At 74.0% G+C, this 18,382-nt stretch carries 15 protein-coding genes; 10 read left to right on the forward strand and 5 right to left on the reverse strand.

The window, feature by feature from the left end; all coding sequences use genetic code 11:
• Nucleotides 1-129: 129 nt before the first annotated feature.
• Nucleotides 130-1,092 (reverse strand): hypothetical protein, encoded by a 963-nt coding sequence (locus AB0P06_RS33360; protein WP_363614094.1) that lies wholly within the window; start codon nucleotides 1,090-1,092, stop codon nucleotides 130-132.
• Between the two features lie 222 nt (nucleotides 1,093-1,314).
• Between AB0P06_RS33360 and AB0P06_RS33365 the strand changes: the two genes are divergently transcribed.
• The 3 genes from AB0P06_RS33365 (at nucleotide 1,315) to AB0P06_RS33375 (ending at nucleotide 5,379) form a co-directional block, all read left to right on the forward strand.
• Nucleotides 1,315-2,547 (forward strand): benzoate/H(+) symporter BenE family transporter, encoded by a 1,233-nt coding sequence (locus AB0P06_RS33365; protein ID WP_363614096.1) that lies wholly within the window; start codon nucleotides 1,315-1,317, stop codon nucleotides 2,545-2,547.
• Between the two features lie 238 nt (nucleotides 2,548-2,785).
• Nucleotides 2,786-3,961: a M64 family metallopeptidase gene (locus AB0P06_RS33370; RefSeq protein ID WP_363614098.1), complete on the forward strand. Its 1,176-nt coding sequence runs from the start codon at nucleotides 2,786-2,788 to the stop codon at nucleotides 3,959-3,961.
• 71 nt (nucleotides 3,962-4,032) lie between these two features.
• Nucleotides 4,033-5,379 carry an MFS transporter gene (locus tag AB0P06_RS33375; protein WP_363614100.1) on the forward strand — a complete coding sequence of 449 codons (1,347 nt, stop codon included), beginning with the start codon at nucleotides 4,033-4,035 and terminating at the stop codon, nucleotides 5,377-5,379.
• 83 nt (nucleotides 5,380-5,462) lie between these two features.
• Here the strand turns inward: AB0P06_RS33375 and AB0P06_RS33380 are convergent, their stop codons facing one another.
• Nucleotides 5,463-6,197, reverse strand: coding sequence for a Bro-N domain-containing protein (locus AB0P06_RS33380; RefSeq protein WP_363614143.1), 735 nt, complete (start codon nucleotides 6,195-6,197; stop codon nucleotides 5,463-5,465).
• A 222-nt stretch (nucleotides 6,198-6,419) separates the two neighbouring features.
• Nucleotides 6,420-7,241 (reverse strand): maleylpyruvate isomerase family mycothiol-dependent enzyme, encoded by an 822-nt coding sequence (locus AB0P06_RS33385; protein ID WP_363614102.1) that lies wholly within the window; start codon nucleotides 7,239-7,241, stop codon nucleotides 6,420-6,422.
• A 171-nt stretch (nucleotides 7,242-7,412) separates the two neighbouring features.
• Here AB0P06_RS33385 and AB0P06_RS33390 point away from each other — a divergent pair, with 171 nt between their 5' ends.
• The 3 genes from AB0P06_RS33390 to AB0P06_RS33400 all read left to right on the forward strand — a co-directional run bounded on the left by AB0P06_RS33390 (nucleotide 7,413) and on the right by AB0P06_RS33400 (nucleotide 10,207).
• The gene (locus AB0P06_RS33390; protein WP_363614103.1) at nucleotides 7,413-8,210 is read left to right on the forward strand and encodes a carbon-nitrogen family hydrolase; all 798 of its coding nucleotides are present in this window, start codon (nucleotides 7,413-7,415) and stop codon (nucleotides 8,208-8,210) included.
• A gap of 136 nt (nucleotides 8,211-8,346) precedes the next feature.
• A complete protein-coding gene (locus tag AB0P06_RS33395) occupies nucleotides 8,347-9,444 on the forward strand; it encodes a GntR family transcriptional regulator (RefSeq protein ID WP_363614105.1) in 1,098 nt (365 codons plus the stop codon).
• A 115-nt stretch (nucleotides 9,445-9,559) separates the two neighbouring features.
• The gene (locus AB0P06_RS33400) at nucleotides 9,560-10,207 is read left to right on the forward strand and encodes a hypothetical protein (protein WP_363614107.1); all 648 of its coding nucleotides are present in this window, start codon (nucleotides 9,560-9,562) and stop codon (nucleotides 10,205-10,207) included.
• A gap of 102 nt (nucleotides 10,208-10,309) precedes the next feature.
• On the opposite strand, the gene AB0P06_RS33405 is transcribed toward AB0P06_RS33400, so the two are convergent.
• On the reverse strand, nucleotides 10,310-11,095 hold the full coding sequence (locus tag AB0P06_RS33405) for an SLATT domain-containing protein (RefSeq protein ID WP_363614109.1): 786 nt from the start codon (nucleotides 11,093-11,095) through the stop codon (nucleotides 10,310-10,312).
• A gap of 462 nt (nucleotides 11,096-11,557) precedes the next feature.
• Between AB0P06_RS33405 and purD the strand changes: the two genes are divergently transcribed.
• The 4 genes from purD (at nucleotide 11,558) to AB0P06_RS33425 (ending at nucleotide 17,728) form a co-directional block, all read left to right on the forward strand.
• Nucleotides 11,558-12,805, forward strand: a complete 1,248-nt coding sequence (gene purD / locus AB0P06_RS33410; protein ID WP_363614111.1) for a phosphoribosylamine--glycine ligase — start codon at nucleotides 11,558-11,560, stop codon at nucleotides 12,803-12,805.
• Between the two features lie 542 nt (nucleotides 12,806-13,347).
• Entirely contained in the window at nucleotides 13,348-14,931 is a 1,584-nt protein-coding gene (locus AB0P06_RS33415) for a hypothetical protein (RefSeq protein WP_363614113.1), read from the forward strand.
• 246 nt (nucleotides 14,932-15,177) lie between these two features.
• Nucleotides 15,178-16,719 (forward strand): N,N-dimethylformamidase beta subunit family domain-containing protein, encoded by a 1,542-nt coding sequence (locus AB0P06_RS33420; protein ID WP_363614115.1) that lies wholly within the window; start codon nucleotides 15,178-15,180, stop codon nucleotides 16,717-16,719.
• A 109-nt stretch (nucleotides 16,720-16,828) separates the two neighbouring features.
• Complete coding sequence (locus AB0P06_RS33425; protein ID WP_363614117.1) at nucleotides 16,829-17,728, forward strand: phosphoribosylaminoimidazolesuccinocarboxamide synthase; 900 nt, start codon at nucleotides 16,829-16,831, stop codon at nucleotides 17,726-17,728.
• 28 nt (nucleotides 17,729-17,756) lie between these two features.
• Here the strand turns inward: AB0P06_RS33425 and AB0P06_RS33430 are convergent, their stop codons facing one another.
• Nucleotides 17,757-18,377 (reverse strand): response regulator transcription factor, encoded by a 621-nt coding sequence (locus AB0P06_RS33430; protein ID WP_363614119.1) that lies wholly within the window; start codon nucleotides 18,375-18,377, stop codon nucleotides 17,757-17,759.
• Between the last annotated feature and the right edge of the window lie 5 nt (nucleotides 18,378-18,382).

Raw genomic sequence — 18,382 nt, forward strand, 5'->3', positions numbered from 1 at the left:
CTCCCTCAAACCCGAAAGATCATCGCGTCCAACAGCCACGGCCCTCGCAACTCCCACAGATCGCGGGTGTTGCGAGGACCGTTAGAACCCAAGGTGCGGGAGCGGGGCCCCTTGCCGTCCGTGGTCCGGCTAGCGCTGGGGACGCAGCCGGCGCACGGCGATCAGGACGCCCGCGCCGAGGGCGACGAAGGCGGCGGCGGAGGCGGCGAGGAACCCGTTGGGGGTGTCCGCGCCGGTCTGGGCCAGCTCGGGGGTGCCCGCGGGGGCGGTGGTGGCGGGGGCCGAGGGGGTGGCGGCAGGAGCCTTGGCGGGAGCCGCCGGTGCCGCCGGGGTCTGTGCGGCGGCCGGCTTGGCCGGTACGGGCTTGGCGGTGCTGCTCGGCTTGCTGCTCGGCTTGGCGGACGGCTTGGTGGTCGGGGCCGGCTTGGGCGAGGCGGGCGTGGTCCGGTGGGTCACGGACATGTTCTTGAAGACCCACGGCGAGTGCTTGCCGTCCTCCGCGTCGGCGGTGAGGCCGACCCGGATGCCGTCCAGATCCGCCGGGGCCTTCGCGGCCAGTCCGACCCGGAACGTGAAGTGCACGGCCCGGCCGTCCGCCACGGGCTCGCCCTTGGGCGCCGTCGCGTAGAGCACCGGGTCGCAGCCGCGGACGAGCGGCACCTTCTGCCATGCGCCGGTGCTCCTGACCTCCACGGTCAGGTCCTCGGCGCGCAGGGGCGCGCCGCCGTTCTCGTTGAAGAACGAGAGCGAGGGAACCGCCTTCCGGTACGGCGCACCGGTGAAGTTGCCCACCTCGACCGGGATCTCGACCTTCGGGCCGCCCGCCAGGACGGTCAGACCGGGGGTCATGAAGAAGCCCGCGTCGATGGTGCCCCGGTGGGTGTCGGCGGCCTTCGCCGAGGGGCCCGCCGCCTTCGGCGCCGAGGCACCGGCCGGTGCGCCGAGCGGGGCGCCGCAGGCCCAGGCGGTGTCGGTGGTGAGCAGCTGGACGGAGCCTGCGAGCAGGACGGTGGCGGCCAGGGTGGCGGCGCGGCGACGGCCGGAGCGCGAGGGGGTGTTCTTCGCAAAAGCGGAGATAACGGACTTGCGCATGACGTGACTCCCCAGGGTCGACGTACTGACGGTGTGTGTGGTGAAGACGACCGGCTCCGCCCCTGTACGGCGGTAGCGCCCCCCGGCCCTGCCGGTCTCGCTCTCCGTGCCTTCATCCGTAAAGACGTCCATCCCCGCCGGGGGTTGCAGGCGGGTCCGGAAGTTTTTTCGGGAATCCTCGGGCGGCCCGGCCGGGCCGCCCGGCTCCGGGATACTGCCGGGATGGCAGAGGAGCTGATAACCCGTCCCGACGCCGGGCGGACGGACCGCGCCGGGCGGCGCTCGCTGCGGCAGGACGTCTCGGTACCGGCGCTGGTGGCCGGGCTGGTGTGCATCGTGGTGTCGTTCTCCGGGCCGCTGGTGGTGGTGCTCGCGGCGGCCGCCGCCGGGCGGCTGGACCAGGCGCACACCGCGTCCTGGATCTGGGCGGTGGCCGTCGGCAGCGGGCTGACCTGCCTGCTGCTCAGCTGGTGGACCAGGACACCGGTGATCACCGCCTGGTCCACTCCGGGCGCCGCGCTGCTGGTGACCAGCCTGGGCGCGTACCCGTACCGGGAGGCGGTCGGTGCCTTCCTGGTGAGCGGGGTGGTGGTGGCGCTGTTCGGGGTCACCGGACTGTTCGGCCGGCTGATCGCCGCCGTCCCGGCCGGGATCGTGAACGCGATGCTGGCGGGCATCCTGTTCTCCTTCGGTGCCGGCATCTTCGGTGCCGTGCACGGGGCACCGGCCCTGGTGCTCGGCAGCTTCGCGGCTTTCCTGCTGGCCAGGCGGCTGGCCCCGCGGTACGCCGTCCCGGCCGCGCTCCTGGCCGGCGGCGTCCTGGCGGCCTGCACCGTCGGGCTGCAGGTGCACCTCGGCGCGGGCGGTCCGACCCGGCCGGTGTTCACCGTGCCCGCCTTCTCCTGGCCGGCCATGGTGGGACTGGCGCTGCCACTCACCATCGTCGCACTGGCCTCGCAGAACGCCCCCGGCCTCGGGGTGATGCGGGCCTTCGGCTACCGGCCGGACGACCGGCTGCTGATCGGCACCACCGGCGGGCTCTCCGTCCTGCTGGCGCCGTTCGGCTCGCCGGGCGTGAACCTGGCCGCGATCACCGCGGCCATCTGCGCCGGACCGGAGAGCCACCCCGACCCGCGCAGGCGCTATGTCGCGGGCATGTCGGCGGGCGTGTGCTACCTGCTGATGGGCAGCTTCGGCGGGGTGCTGGTGAGCCTGTTCACCGGCCTGCCGAAGGAGCTGATCGCGGTGATCGCCGGGGTCGCCCTGCTGGCCTCGCTGCAGGGCAGCCTGGCCGCGGCCGTCGCCGACGAGCAGGGCCGGGACGCCGCCGTGGTGACCTTCCTGGCCACCGCCTCCGGGATGAGCCCGGCCGGCATCGGTTCGGCCTTCTGGGGACTGCTGCTCGGCCTCGGCGCCCATCTGGTGCTGAACGCACGGCCGCCGAAGCGGGCCTGAGGCCCACGGACCACCCGAATCGGCCACCCGACCGAACTGATTGGTATGACAGGGGTGGTTCGGGTCGTTCGGCCAGGTCGGTGACATTTGCGTAGGACGGTGAGGGCGACACGCCCTCCGGGTACGTCTTCGCGTCCACCACCCGGGCGACGCCGGGTGACCGGATCCCCGAGGACGCACCCGTATGCCGCCTGGCAACCCTGGCCGTCTCGTACGGAGTCTGGCCGCGCTCGTGCTGGTGTCCGCCGCGGTTCTGCCCGCCGCCCTGGAGTTGGTCGGACCGTCGCCGTTCGGTGCGATCGGGGCCGGCTCCCCGGCGGACCGGGCGGTGCCGCCGCACGCCGTGCAACAGGCCGACCTCCGTGCCGTCACCGCCCCGACCGTCGACATACGACGCACCGGTGACCCCGCCAACCGGATCACCCTGGTGCTGCTCGGCGACGGCTACACCATGGGCGAGCAGGAGCTGTTCCGCCAGCAGGCGGACCGGGCCTGGCACTCGCTGATGGAGATCGAGCCGTTCCGCAGCTACCAGGGCTTCTTCAACATACGGCGGGTCGAGGTGGTCTCCCCGGTCTCCGGCATCGCCGAGACCGAGGGCCGGAGCCGCGGCCCCGGCACCCCGCTCGGCATGCACTTCTGGTGCGAGGGCACCGCCCGGCTGCTCTGCGCCGACGAGTCCGCCACCGCCCGGGTCGCCGGCGGGGGCACCGGGCCGCAGTACCTGATCGCCCTGGCCAACTCCACCGAGTACGGCGGCGCCGGCGGCACCGGGGTCACCACCCTGGCCGGCGGCAGCCCGGACGCGGGCCGGATCATCCAGCACGAGATCGGGCACACCGTGGGCGACCTCGGCGACGAGTACGACAGCGCGCCGGACGACACCGACTACCCCAACCTCTCCACCGAGAACGCCGACGAGATGCGCCGCAAGCAGACCAAGTGGTGGCGCTGGCTGGGTGCGGTGTCCCCGGACGGCGCCGGGACGGTCGGGGCGTACCGCAGCGCCAACGGGGTCTACCGGCCCACCCCGGACTCGGTGATGCGGACCCTCGGCGGCGCCTACAACCTGCCCTCACGGGAGGCGATCATCGAGGAGATCTACCGCCGGGTCCGGCCGACCGACACCCCCGTGCCGGCCCCCGGCGAGGTCTCCGGCCGCCCCCGGCTGGAGGTGCACCCGCTGCCGCTCACCGGAGCCCGGCAGCTGCGGGTCGAGTGGAAGGTGGACGGCACCCCGGTGGAGCCGTCGGCGCCGGACCGCAGCTGGCTCGACAGCGCCCAGCTGAACCTGGCGCCCGGTCACAGCGCCACCGTCACCGCCACCGTCCGGGACACCACCGACTGGGTCCGGGACGAGGCCTTTCGCGACCGGTACATGACCAGGTCGGTGTCCTGGACGGTCACCGGCTGAGGTGGTTCGTGTCCGATCGCTGCCACCCCGTCCTAGGCGTCCAATGATGGGATGACTAATCTGGGTGCACTATGACCGCGGAGCCCGCCTCTTCCACCCGCCCCCTGACCGTCCCCGCTCCCCGCTCCACCGCCGAACCGGCACCCCCGGGCACCACGGTCCCGCCGCCACCCGGCGGCCGCGCCGCCTGGCTGGCCTGGTCCGTCGGCGTCAGCGTCTACATCCTCGCCGTCATCCACCGCACCAGTCTCGGCGTGGCCGGCCTGGACGCCGCCGACCGCTTCAGCATCGGCGCCTCCGCGCTCTCCACCTTCTCGATCCTCCAGGTGCTGGTCTACGCGGCCATGCAGATACCGGTCGGCCTGCTGGTCGACCGCTTCGGCCCGCGCCGGGTGCTGCTGCTCGGCGTCCTGCTGCTCAGCGCCGGCCAGCTGGCCTTCGCGTTCAGCTCCTCCTTCGGCCCGGCGCTGGCCTCCCGGGCGGTGCTCGGATGCGGCGACGCGATGACCTTCATCAGCGTGCTGCGGATCGCCGCCCGCTGGTTCCCGGCCGCGAAGAACCCGTTCGTCGCCCAGCTGACCGGGCTCGCCGGGATGGGCGGCAACCTGGTCACCACCGTGGTCCTCGCCCAGGCCCTGCACAGCGAGGGCTGGACGCCGACGTTCACCACGATCGCGCTGCTCGGTGTCGCCGTCTTCGCGCTGGTCGCGCTCTTCCTCCAGGAGGCCCCGGCCGGCGCCCCGCACCCCGGCGCGGAGGGCGCGCCCCGGCCGGCCGTCGGCCGGCAGATCCGCCAGTCCTGGCAGGAGCCCGGCACCCGGCTCGGGCTCTGGGTGCACTTCACCACCCAGTTCCCCGGCAACGCCTTCGGCCTGCTCTGGGGCCTGCCCTACCTGGTGGAGGCCCAGGGCCTGTCCCGGGCCGAGGCCGGCGGGCTGCTCACCCTGCTGGTGCTCAGCAACATGGCCTTCGGCCTCCTCTTCGGCCGGGTGCTCTCCCGCACGGCCCGCGCCCGGATGCCGATCGTGCTCACCGTCATCGCCGTCACCGCGGTCGGCTGGGCGATCACCCTGGCCTGGCCCGGCGGCCACCCGCCGCTCTGGCTGGTGGTCGGGATCATCCTGGTGATGGGCAGCAACGGACCGGCCTCCCTGGTCGGCCTGGACTACGCCCGCTCGCACAACCCCGTCGAACGGCTCGGCACCGCCTCCGGGATCGCCAACATGGGCGGCTTCATCGGCACGATGATCACCCTGTTCGGCATCGGCGTCGTCCTCGACGCCCTGACCCCGGCCGGTACCGACACCTACTCCGCGGCCGCCTTCCGCTGGGCCTTCTGCTGGCAGTACGCCCCCCTGGCCCTCGGCACCGTGATGATCCTGCGGCTGCGCCGCAAGGTCGCCGCGGGGGCCTCGTAGCGTCCCGGCCGGCGTGGACGTCGGACTGCCCCGGCCCGGCGGCGGTTTCCGGGGGATGCCCGACGTCCACGGTCCCGGCCGGGTCAGCGGCCGTACTCGCGCATCAGCTCGGCGATCTGCCGCGCCGTTCCGTAGATCCGGGCATCGTGCAGCTCCACGACCAGCTGCCCGTCCCCGACGGCGGTCGGCGGTGGCGCCAGCAGACGGACGAGGTCGACCAGCTTCAGCTTGGCGCAGAGCGGGATCGGGCGGCTGCCCCGGATGCCCACCCGCTCCACGCTGGGGCAGGAGAAGTAGCCGCCGAAGGGCGGACCGCTGTCCTCCTCCCGGCTCGGCATGTGGAAGTCCATCTCGCCGTGCCGGCAGTGCACCGTCCCGTCCGAGCGGATGTGCACGCCGAGCCCGCCGTCGCGGTCGATCTCCGCGACGATCTGCACCTGCCGGCCGACCGCCTCCGCCAGCGTCTCCGCCATCCGTCGCCGCTGGGTGGGCACGTCGGTGTCCCCGCGCCGGACGGAGGGGAGCAGGTCGCGGGTGACCCACTCCTGGAAGGGGCGGGCACTCGGCTTGTTGGACCGCATGACCAGCGTGTACAGACCGGCCTCACTGATCACGTTGAGCATCGGGTTTCCGCGCTCGTAGGGTTTCTGACCTGCGGAAACACCATTACCCTTCCCGAAAGTTAGGGTAATCGAGCGCGAGTTGACGACCCGCGTGTGGTCGTCGCCGACCACTTGGCGAACCCGGCTGGGATTCAGTCTGCCGAGGACGGCGCACACGTCCGCCGTGACGAACCACGGCTCCCCGTCGATCAGCACGACCCGGATCGGCTGCCCCGTGACCGGGAAGCTCGACCGCACCAGCACCATCCGCGTCCGTTCGTCGTCCATCTGAACGCCCCTCCTTCTTCCGGGTGACGACTGCCCGGAACAACGAGGACGAACGGACGAGGTACTGGTCCCACGCATCCGGACGGAGGCGCGAGGCCCGCCACCCGGCGCGTGCTGCCGCGCGTACGCCGGGTGGGTGAGTCGGGGGCGCTACGGGGTGACGGAGAAGTTGGCCAGGACCCGGGCGGCCAGCTCCCGGTCGCCCTCGACGGTGACGTGGCCGGGGCGGCCCCGGCCGCAGGCGAGGCGGACGTAGGTCTCCCAGTCGAGGGTGAGCTGGACGTCGGGGGCGAGGCTGATCGACCCGTCCACGGTGCCGCGGCCGGTGGAGTCGACCCGGACGGTGCGCAGGAACTCGACCGGGCCGGTGACATCGACGACCAGGGCCGTCCCCGCGGGTGCGCCGGCCGCGTGGGCGACCGCCTTCGGCAGTGACTCCAGCAGGACGTCGCGGGCGACCACGGCGGCCGGGGAGTCCAGGTTGCCGGGCTCGTGGAGGGCGCGGCGGAGGTCCTGCTCGTGCACCCAGACGTCGAACGCCCGGCGGCGTAGCAGCTCGTGGTACGGCAGGTCGCGGGTGTGCGGCCCGGCGGGCCAGCGGACCGGCTCGGAGGGGGTGTACTTGGCGTTCCGCAGCGCCCGCGAGCGGCGGATGATCGTGTACTCCAGCTCGCCGGTCATCTCCAGCACGGTGTGGCAGCGGCGCTTGTCGACCGGCAGCTCGATGTAGCGGGCGAACTCGGTGGTGACATGGCGCAGGTCGCGCGGCAGCGAGTGGATCGGGCGGGGGTCGCCGAGCAGTTCCGACTCGACGGCGATGACATGCGAGACGACGTCCCGGACGGACCAGCCGGGGCACTCGGTGGCCCGGTTCCAGGAGTCCGTGGGCAGGGCGGCCACCAGTTCGGATATGGACTCGATGGACTGCGTCCACGCCTCGGTGTAAGCCTGCACGGTCTGGTTGTCCGTCACGGGAATCTCCGGCCCTCCGTCAGCTGCCTTGCCACACGTGCCCTGCACGGGATCGTCCGGGATGGTCCGGCTTCCGGGCACACACGCTAACCGCACGTTACGCTGCCTGGTGAGAGCAGGGCAGCGCTTTCGGGTGACGATCGTAGGACTCTTGCGGTGGACGGTGGTACTGTGCGCGCTTCATTGATCCAACTCTCGGTCTCCGACGCCGAACCGCCCGCCGAGCGGCGGGCCCGGGCGGCGGCCCTGGTCCGGGCGCAGCAGGGGGCGGACCTGGTGGTCCTGCCGGAGCTGTGGCCGCTGGGCGGTTTCGCCTACGACCTCTGGTCGGACGGTGCCGAGGCGCTGGACGGGCCGACCTCCGACGCGATGGCGGCGGCCGCCAGGGCGGCCGGGGTCTGGCTGCACGCCGGGTCGATCGTCGAACGGGACCCGGACGGGCCGATCTACAACACCTCGCTGCTGTTCGCCCCGGACGGCGAGCTGGTGCACACCTACCGCAAGATCCACCGCTTCGGCTTCGACAGCGGCGAGGCGGTGGTGATGGGCGCCGGGCAGGAGATCGTCACCGCCGTCACCGACTTCGGCACGCTGGGCCTGGCGACCTGCTACGACCTGCGCTTCCCCGAGCTGTTCCGGGCCCTGCTGGACGCGGGCGCGCAGCTGCTGGTGGTCCCGGCGGCCTGGCCGGAGCGCCGGCGGGAGCACTGGACGCTGCTGAACCGGGCCCGCGCGGTGGAGGAGCAGGCGTACGTGCTGGCCTGCAACACGGCCGGGACGCACGGCGGGGTCGAGCAGGCGGGCCACAGCATCGTGGTGGATCCGTGGGGCCGGGTGCTGGCCGAGGCGGGACTGGGCGAGGAGGTGCTGACGGTGGAGTTCGATCCGGCGGAGGTGGCCAAGGCCCGCGCGGACTTCCCGGTGCACCGGGACCGGCTGCTGGGCATTCCGGCGCCTGTGCAGCGGTGACGCCGCGCCCCGGGGAAGGGTGCTTGTACACGACGGCGGCATGTTTGAGAAGATGAGCATTCGTCGTGTTCCCAGCCGTTCTTCGGTCGGCCTGCCGCGGCACAGGCCGGCGAGCCCGCCCGAGGAGGTCGCGCGCATGTCCGGCACCGGCATCGGCGAGGGCGACAACCGCCCCGTGATCCAGCGCAACAGCCTCCGCGAGCAGATCGCGGGCGCGCTGCGCGAGGAGATGATGGCCGGCCGGCTGGCGGCGGGGCGCAACTTCACCGTCAAGGAGATCGCCGAGCTGTACGGGGTCTCGGCGACCCCGGCCCGTGAGGCGCTGGTGGACCTGGGCGCGCAGGGGCTGCTCCGGGTCGAGCACCACCGCGGATTCACGGTGCCCGAGTTCGGCTGGGACGACTTCCTGGAGATCTTCGAGTCCCGGGTGCTGCTCACGGACAGCTACTTCCGCCAGCTGTCCGCCCGGTCGGCGCTGCCGGACGTCATCCGGCTGCCGTCGCTGCGGCGGCGGGCGGACGCGGCGCTGCGGGCGGCCCGGTCGGGGAACCTGGACGTGATGGTCGGCTGCGACCGCCGCTTCTGGCAGGAGGTCGCCGGACTGCTCGGCAACCGCCGGATCGTCGACTACCTGGACTGGCTGCGGGTGCAGTCCTGGATGTTCGCCGCCCCCTATCTGCGGACGCTGCCGGAGTTGGCCGGGGTCTGCTGGGACCGTCATGGCGAGCTGGTCGACGTGATCGAGGCGCGGGACCTGGCGGGCGCGCGGCGGATCGTCTGCGAGTACAACCTGTTCACCGTCCGGCTGCTGGCCGAGCTGGCCGGGCAGCCGGTGGAGTCGGTGGGTGTTCTGGGGCTGCTGCTGCCCTGGTCCGGCCAGGGCGAGCCGGACCAGGAGCCCGCGGCCGGGCAGGGGCGGGGGTCGGCCGGGCACAGCGGGGTGGTGCACGGGGACGGGTTGCCCGGTGGCATGGAGTCCGGCCCGGCCGAGCCCTCGCACGGTGGGCGACCGGGCCAGGCCCCGGACCGGGGTCCCGATCAGGATGAAGACGAGGACGAGGACGAGGACCGGGAGCCCGGCCGCGAACTGGGGCTGGGCCTCGGGCTGGTGCCGCAGCCGCGCTCGGTGCCGTACGGGCGGTTCGGCCGCCGGCTGCCCGACCCGCCCTCCGGTCAACTGCCCGGGGGGAAGCCCGAGAGCAGGCCCGACCCGCATCGCGCGCCGGGCCGGTAGGGTGGGCGGTCGTCGAACCGGCCGGTCCTTTCGCCGACCGTCCGGGCACCGACCCGTCCATTCGTCGTCCGTGTCCGCGAACGACCCCCGCCGCCCGGAGAGGAAGAGCCGGCCCATGGCCTGCGACCTCTGGCTCGTCCCGCTCGTGGACGTACTGAGCCACAGCCCCGACAATCCCTTCCGGGACGATCTCGCCCTCTACAACGCCGTGTTGGCCGCGAACGGCCTGCCCGAGGTGCCGGTCTACCAGTACGTCCCGGGTATCAGCGGGGCGGTCGAGCCGATAGCCGCCTTCGACTACGACTCGCTGCACTTCCTGCGCCGCGCCTACCTGTTGGGCCTCACCGGCCTGGACATCACGCCGGTGGACGCGCTCGGCGGCGACTACGAGCAGCTGCTGGAGATGTTCGAGAGCAGCGCCGAACAGTCGCACCTGGTCTGGCACTTCGACCACGCGGGCGCGTACGTGCCGATCGAGTTCGCGGCGCCGCTGGTGGACGACGCGCTGCTCTCCGCGGGCGGACCGCTCGGCTCCAGCCACGGACTGCTGCGCGAACTGCAAGCCGTCGCGCCGGCGCTGGACATCGACCCGCTCAACCCGCCGGACCCGACCCGGCCGCTCGGCCCGACCGGCCTGGAGCAGCCGTTCGGCCCGCCGCTGGACGACCTGCACCCCTTCGCCCGTGAGCGGCACGCCTGGTCGGGCCTGTACGCGGCGGCGACCCGCAGCCTCACCCAGGGCTCGATGGTCGTCTTCGCCTGAAGCCAACGGCCAACGGCCAACGGTCAACAGTCAGCGGCAGCGGCCGGCGACGACCACGAGCGCGCCACGGCCCGCCGCCACCCCGGCCGGGCCCGCGGCGGCTCAGCGCAGCGGCCCCTCCGGCGGCCGCTGGCGCGGCATGGTCGGCCGGGTGCCCGGCGGCGGCAGGATCCGCACCTGGGCGCCGCCCCCCGACTCGCTGCGCCCGCCCCAGCTGCCGGGGCTCTGGGTGGGCAGCTGGGTCATGTTCGCCCGGAACTCCAGCATCCACTCCGAGGTCTCGCTGCGGACCATGTCCGAGACGTCCTCGCAGAACCGCCGCAGCACCCCGAGGCAGCGCTCGGCGGCCTCGCCGGCGGTGCCCTCGGTCGGGCCGAGCACCTCCCGCACGCACTCCGACGCCCAGTCGAACTGGAAGGCCTCCAGACGGCGTTGCAGCGCCTGGCCGGTGCTGACGTCCCGCATCCAGCCGGAGGTCAGACCGAACACCCGGTCGGCGCCGTAGCAGGCGGCGGAGAGCGCCAGGCCGACGTAGCCCCAGCTGGTGGCGTTGGCGACCGAGCCGGTGAGGTCCACCAGCGGGGCGGTGACGCCGCCGACCGCGAAGCCGGCCGTGCCGAAGCGCAGCAGCCGGGCCCAGCGGCGCTTCCACACCCGGTCCCGGCGGTACCACTCGATCGCCTCCACCGCCCGCTCCTCGGACCAGCGGTAGAGCTCCTCCAGGCGCTCGGCGGGCTCGCCCCAGTCCCCGAGCGGGAACTGGCGGGTGCTCAGATCGGTCCGGCGACGGGTGGACTCCCGGCGCGCGACGGCCGCGACGGGCTGGTCCTCCTCACCGACCTCCTTGCCCCAGGCACTCTCCTCGGGCTGCATTTCCGGCTGGCTCACCTGTGGGGCTCCCTGTGGCGGGCGGACTGCTGGGTCTGACAGTGCGCCGACCTGACGTGTCATCGACCTGGCGGGCGGTGAAACATCGGATGGCGCATTGGACGCGCGACGCCCACGGGCGAGTCTGGGTGCCCGGGAGGTCGCGTACCGACCGGCTGCCGGTGGTTGTCCAACAGCACTTCTTACCGCCAAATGGCTGACCATGTGGGCGCTTCTCCAATGATCGTTACTGGTTTCGGCCACTGGATACCAAGGTGGGAGGGTTGCGGGGGGCGGCGAGATTTCACCCGTCCGAGCGAGGCCCCGGTGACCCGCCGTTCTGACCCGGGCACCCGGCGCGGATGTCGCGGGCCGTTTCCTGGAGGTTCCTCCGAGGCCGGGGGCGTGCGCGCGGGCCCGGTCTGTAGCTTCCGACGGGACCGGAGAGCGGCCTGAACCGGCCACCGACTACCCTTGCGAAGCGTGAAGGTCCTCGTCATCGGCGGCGGCGCCCGCGAACACGCCCTGTGCCGCTCTCTGTCCCTAGATCCCGCCGTCACCGAGCTGCACTGCGCCCCGGGTAACGCCGGGATCGCGCAGGTGGCGACGGTCCACCCGGTCGACCAGCTGGACGGCGGGCAGGTCACCGACCTCGCCCGGCGGCTCGGCGCCGGCCTCGTCGTCGTCGGCCCGGAGGCCCCGCTGGTCGCGGGCGTCGCCGACGCCGTGCGCGCGGCCGGCATCCCGGTCTTCGGCCCCTCCGGCCGGGCCGCCCAACTGGAAGGCTCCAAGGCCTTCGCCAAGGACGTGATGGCCGCCGCCGGCGTGCCCACCGCCCGCTCGTACGTCTGCACCACCCCCGCCGAGGCCGCCGAGGCGCTGGACGCCTTCGGCGCGCCGTACGTGGTCAAGGACGACGGGCTGGCCGCCGGCAAGGGCGTGGTGGTCACCTCCGACCGCGCGGCCGCGCTGGCCCACGCCGCCTCCTGTGACCGCGTGGTCATCGAGGAGTACCTGGACGGCCCCGAGGTCTCGCTGTTCGCCGTCACCGACGGCAGCACCGTCGTCCCGCTCCAGCCCGCGCAGGACTTCAAGCGCGCGCTGGACGGCGACGAGGGCCCGAACACCGGCGGCATGGGGGCCTACTCGCCGCTGCCGTGGGCGCCCGAGGGCCTGGTCGAGGAGGTCCTGGAGACCGTCCTGCAGCCGACCGTGGACGAGCTGCGCCGCCGGGGCACCGAGTTCTCCGGCCTGCTCTACGCGGGCCTGGCGCTGACCTCGCGCGGCACCCGGGTGATCGAGTTCAACGCCCGCTTCGGCGACCCGGAGACCCAGGTCGTGCTGGCCCGGCTGCGCACCCCGCTGGCGGGCGTCCTGTACGCCTCCGCCACCGGCACGCTGGACCAGCTGGAGCCGCTGCGCTGGGACGACGGCGCCGCGGTCACCGTGGTCGTCGCCTCCGAGGGCTACCCGGCCGCGCCGCGCACCGGCGACGTGATCGAGGGCCTGGCCGCGGCCGAGGCCGCCGACGGCACCGCGTACGTGCTGCACGCCGGCACCAGGGCGGACGAGGACGGCCGGGTGCTCAGCGCCGGCGGCCGGGTCCTCTCCGTCACCGCCACCGGCGCCGACCTCGCCGAGGCCCGTGACCGGGCGTACGAGGCCGTCGGCCGGATCGACCTCAAGGGCGGCCAGCACCGCACCGACATCGCGCTGAAGGCGGCGCTGTAACGGGCGGTCCACTGACCGGAGGGTGCCGCGTCGAGGGGAAACAACCCCCATGGACGCAGCACCCTCCGGCGTTTCCGGGGGAGACGGTGCCGGAGCGGTCCGGGGGGGGGGAGCCACACCGTTCGGCGGCCGGAATCCAGCCCATCGAGTGACACCGCCCGCATCCGGCTGACGTAACCGGGTGCCCGGCCTTATGGTGCGCTGGATCGCAGGTGTCACCACCGGGGCCGCTGTGATCGCCGCCGGGTAGCGCCGTGCCCGCGGGGGGATGCTGGACGGCGTCCGGCCGGGCCGGCACATCCGGGCGCTTCGCACGGCCGGGCCGTGGGTCGTCCGGAAACCGGGCAGCGTCACCGGGACGAGTGGAAACCGGGGCGATCCGGAACACCGGCCCGGACCTGGGCGTCAACAATGGCAGAAGCGCCACGCAGCATGTACTACCGGGATCGGACGCCACCGCTTCCCGGTCGGAACTGATCGTTCGAGCCTGCTCAGGGCCCGTCGCCGGGCGCCCGAGGGCTCCGAAGGGGGTGCCGCACCGTATGGCCGCTGTCGACACCGCGCGCGCTCACGCCCAGGCGGTGCTGCGGATCCGGGGTCTCGCCCTGGCCGTCGCCGCACTGCCCGCCGCCGTCGCGGTGGTCCTGTTCGCGGGCCGGCTCACCGGCCGCCTCGGCGCGCCCGGCTCCCCGGACGGCGCCGGCTGGGACGCCGCCCGCTGGGTGGTCTGCGCGGTGGCCGCCGTCACCCTGCTGGTGGCCGGCCTGGCCGCGCGGGCCTACCGCCGGGCCGTCCCGCCGCAGACCCCGGTCGTCCCGCTCGACCGGAGGCAGGCGCCCGAGCTCTACCGGCTGATCGACGAGCTGGCCGAGCGGCTGGAGGTCCCCGCGCCCTCCGCCATCGCCCTCACCCCGGACTGCGACAGCTGGCTGGAGGACGTCCCGCCGCCCCGGCCCGAGGGCCGGTCCCGGCCGCACCGCCCGGGGCACGAGCCGCCCGCCCCCGCCCTGGTGATCGGCTCGCCGTTCCTCTGGTGGATGCGGGCCGGGGAGCTCCGCGCCCTGCTCGCGCCCGTGGTGGCCGGCACCGCGGCCGCGGCCGATCCGGAGATCGCCGCCGCCCGCCGCTTCCTGCGCGGCCTGGACGCCAGCCTGGACGCCGGACCCGGCACCGCCCCCGGCCTCGGCGGAGTCCCCGCTCCCGGGCCCGTACGGCCGCCCCGCCGCGGCCCGGCCGCGCTGACCGACCGGATCACCCGACGGCTGCTCGGCGCCTGTCGCGCGCACTCCGCCGAACTGGAGCGGGCGGTCGCCGCCTGGGCCTCCGAGCAGGCCAGGGCGGTCGACTACGGCCTGCGGATCGCCGCCCAGGAGCAGGTCGGCCTCGCCTACGCCGGCTGGGACCGGCTGCTCACCCGGGTGGCACTGCCCGCCTGGCGGCTCGGCCGCCACCCCGCGCACCTCAACGCCGGGGTGGTCGCCGCCCTCACCGAGCTGTCCCGGCGCGACCGGCTGGCCGCCGACGGCTACGGCAGCAGGCTCGGCGACCGCCCCGCCTGCGACCTGCTGGAGGAGCCCGGCACGGTGGACGAGGCGGTCTCGCTGCTCGCGGCCGAGCTGTTCTTCGGCCGGCCCGCCGACGGCGCCTGGCGGGAGCTGGAGTGGGCCGACTACCCGGCCGAGGTGGTGGACGCCGGCTGGCGCATCCGCGCCGCGGCCCTGCAGTCCGCCCTGGACCGGCTCGCCCCGCAGGCCCGCCCCGGTGCCCCGACCCTCACCCGGCTGCTGGCCCGGCTCGCCGACGGCGACGGCGAGCGGCTGGCCGCCGCACTCACCGCCCAGCTCGCCCGCACCACGGCCCCCGCCCCGCTGCTGGAGCCCGTCCGCACCGGGCGGGACCTCCTGATCGACCACGTCACCGCGATGGTCTGCTGCGCCGCCGTCGACACCGCCGGTGCCACCCCCGGCCTGGACTGGCTGGACGGCCCGGTGCTGATGCTCGGCGGGGTGCGCCGCACGGACCTGGCCGGACCGGTCGCCCAGGCCGTCGAACAGGGCCAGGACGGCCCGCTGCGCGGCTGGCTGGACGCCGCCGACGTCCGGCTGGAGAAGCCGGTCCGCCTCTGAGGCGGATCCGGGACCACGCCGGCCTGCTCCGGGGCGGCGCTCGGTGGCCGGCCACGCGCCCCCTGCGGCGGCCTGGCCTCGGAAGGTCTTCGCAGGCCAAAGGCCCTCTCGGTGCCGGGCCCGAAGATTCATCACCACTAGTTGCTACCGTAGGGTGACGCAGCGCCAGCACAGTGTGGTGTATTAGTCCGCACGCACAACCGGGAGGCACATGCCAACCGGCGGAGGTGCACCCGGGAGGGGCACGTGGGGACGGAACTCAACCGCCGCTGGGAGTCGGGAACGCACGCGTACAGCGTCTCCGACCCCTTTGGCCAGGGCCCGCTGCCCTGGCTGCGCAGCCCGGACCAGTACCTGGCGGGAGCGGAGGGCGGCGTCCCCTGGTACGTCTCGGTGGGCGCGCCGGGGCAGCAGCCGCTCGCCGGGGGCACCAGACCCAAGCCGCCGGTCGGCACCCCGCGGGGCGCCAACGACGTGGTGCAGCAGATCAAGGGCTTCGCCTCGGCCGGTGTGGTCCGCCCCGGCGGTTCGGTGGACCTCCGGGTCACCGTCAACCCGCCCCGCGAGTTCACCGTGGACGTCTACCGGATCGGTCACTACAACGGCGACGGCGCCCACCACATGACGTCCAGCCCGCTGATCTCCGGGCTGGCCCAGCCCGCCCCGCTGGTCGTCGGACGGACCGTCTCCTGCCACCACTGGTGGCACTCCTGGCGGCTCCAGATCCCCGCCCACTGGCCGCCCGGCGCGTACGTGGCCGTCCTGACCACCGCCGACATGCTGGACCGCAGCCACATCCCGTTCACCGTCCGGGACCTCGACGACCGGGTGCACGCCGCCGAGCTGCTGCTGGTCGTCCCGGACGTGACCTGGCAGGCCTACAACCTCTTCCCCGAGGACGGCCGTAGCGGCGCCAGCCTCTACCACGCCTGGGACGGCCAGGGCCGGCTCGTCGGCGAGCCCGAGGCGGCCGTCACCGTCTCCTTCGACCGTCCGCACGCCACCGCCGGCCTGCCGCTGCACGTCGGCCACGCCTACGACTTCATCCGCTGGGCCGAGCGGTTCGGCTACGACCTCTCCTACGCCACCGCCACCGACCTGCACGCCGGCCTGGTCGACCCGACCCGGCACCGCGCGCTGGTCTTCCCCGGCCACGACGAGTACTGGTCCGAGCCGATGCGCCGGACGGTCGAGCGGGCCCGCGACGACGGCACCTCCCTGGTCTTCCTCTCCGCCAACACCATGTACTGGCGGGTCGAGCTGAGCGCCGCGCCGTCCGGCGAGCCCAACCGGCTGCTCAACTGCCGCAAGCGGCAGAAGGTCGAGCCCGGCAGCCCGGCCGCCGGGGTGTCCGGCGCCGCCAGCGCGCTCTGGCGGGACGCGGGCGAGCCGGAGCAGCACCTGCTCGGCCTGCAGTACTCCGGCCGGGTCGCCTCGCCCGTCCCGCTGGTCGCCCGGCACACCGCGCACTGGCTCTGGGACGGCACCGGTGTCCGGGAGGGCGAGGAGCTGCCCGGCCTGGTCGCGGGGGAGGCCGACCGCTACTACCCCAGGGTGTCGCTGCCCGAGCACACCGAGCGGGTGCTGCTCGCGCACTCCCCGTACCAGGACCTCATGGGCCGCACCCGGTACCAGGAGACCTCGCTGTACCGGGCCCCGAGCGGCGCGTACGTGTTCGCCGCCGGCACCTTCGCCTGGTCGCCCGCGCTGGGCCGGCCGGGGCTCACCGACGAGCGGATCCAGCGGGCCACCGCCAACCTGCTGGACCGCCTCGGCAAGAACGGCTGACCGCCGGGCCGCGGGTGCCCCACCGGCCGTCCGTGAAAGACTCGGAGGCAGTGACCTCCCCTTTCGCGCCCCACACGCCCGCGAACCACCCCTGAGGACTGAGACGACCTTGAGCGGATTTGTCACCAAGCCCGAGCCGGTCCAGGTACCCGGCCTGGTCCACCTGCACACCGGCAAGGTGCGCGACCTCTACCGCGCCGAGTCCGGTGAGCTGGTGATGGTCGCCAGCGACCGCACCTCGGCGTACGACTGGGTGCTGCCCAACGAGATCCCGGACAAGGGCCGCATCCTCACCCAGATGTCGCTCTGGTGGTTCGACCGGATCGCCGGCATCGTGCCCAACCACGTGATCTCCACCGAGGTCCCGGCCGGCGCCCCCGCCGACTGGAAGGGCCGCACGCTGGTCTGCCGCAGCCTGGAGATGGTCCCGGTCGAGTGCGTGGCCCGCGGCTACCTGGCCGGCTCCGGCCTGGAGGAGTACCGCGCCTCCCGCACCGTCTGCGGCATCGCGCTGCCCGAGGGCCTGGAGGACGGTTCCGAACTGCCCGGCCCGATCTACACCCCGGCGCTCAAGGCCGAGGTCGGCGAGCACGACGAGAACGTCCACTACGAGGAGACCGCCCGGCGGATCGGTGCCGAGCTGGCCGCCCGGCTGCGCCGCACCACCCTCGACATCTACGCGCTGGCCCGGGACATCGCGCGTGACCGCGGCATCATCCTCGCCGACACCAAGTTCGAGTTCGGCCTGCTGGACGGCGAACTGGTGATCGGCGACGAGGTGCTCACCCCGGACTCCTCCCGCTTCTGGCCGGCCGACCAGTGGGAGCCCGGTCACCCGCAGCCGTCCTTCGACAAGCAGATCATCCGCGACTGGCTGACCTCCCCGGCCTCCGGCTGGGACCGCAGGAGCGAGCAGCCGCCGCCGCGGCTGCCGGCCGAGGTGGTCGAGCGGGTCCGGGCCAAGTACGTCGAGGCCTACGAGCGGCTGACCGGCCTCGGCTGGGAGTAGTCCGCCGCCCGCCCGCGGGCACCGCTGGTCAGATCCAGCCGTGCTCGCGGGCGATCCGCACCGCCGCGTGGCGGTTCTCGGCGCCCAGCTTGGTGGCCGCCGAGGAGAGGTAGTTGCGGACCGTCCCCTGGGAGAGCGACGCGCGTTCGGCGATCTCGGCGATCGAGGTCCCGTCGGCGGCCAGCTCCAGCACGTCCGTCTCGCGCGGGGTCAGCGGGGTCTCGCCCGCACTGATCGCGTCCGCCGCCAGCTCCGGGTCGACGTACCGGCCGCCCGCCCGCACGGTGCGGATGATCCCGGCGAGGTCCGCCGCCGAGACGGTCTTCGGCAGGAAGCCGCGCACCCCGACCTCCAGCGCCCGCTTCAGATAGCCCGGGCGGCCGTGGCCGGTGACGATCATGCAGCGGCAGTCCGGCAGCACCCGGCGCAGTTCGGTGGCCACCTCGATGCCGTCCAGCCCGGGCATCTGCAGGTCCAGCACCGCGACGTCCGGGCGGTGCGCCTTCGCCATCGCCAGGGCCTCGGTGCCGGAGCCGGCCTCCGCGATCACGGTGATGTCCTCCTCCAGGGAGAGCAGCGCGGCCATCGCACCCCGGATCAGGTGCTCGTCGTCGGCGAGCAGGATGCGGACGGGGGCGGTGTCGGTCATCGGGA

Origin of the sequence: Kitasatospora sp. NPDC088351, from assembly GCF_040685575.1 — a bacterium.
GTDB lineage: Bacteria > Actinomycetota > Actinomycetes > Streptomycetales > Streptomycetaceae > Kitasatospora.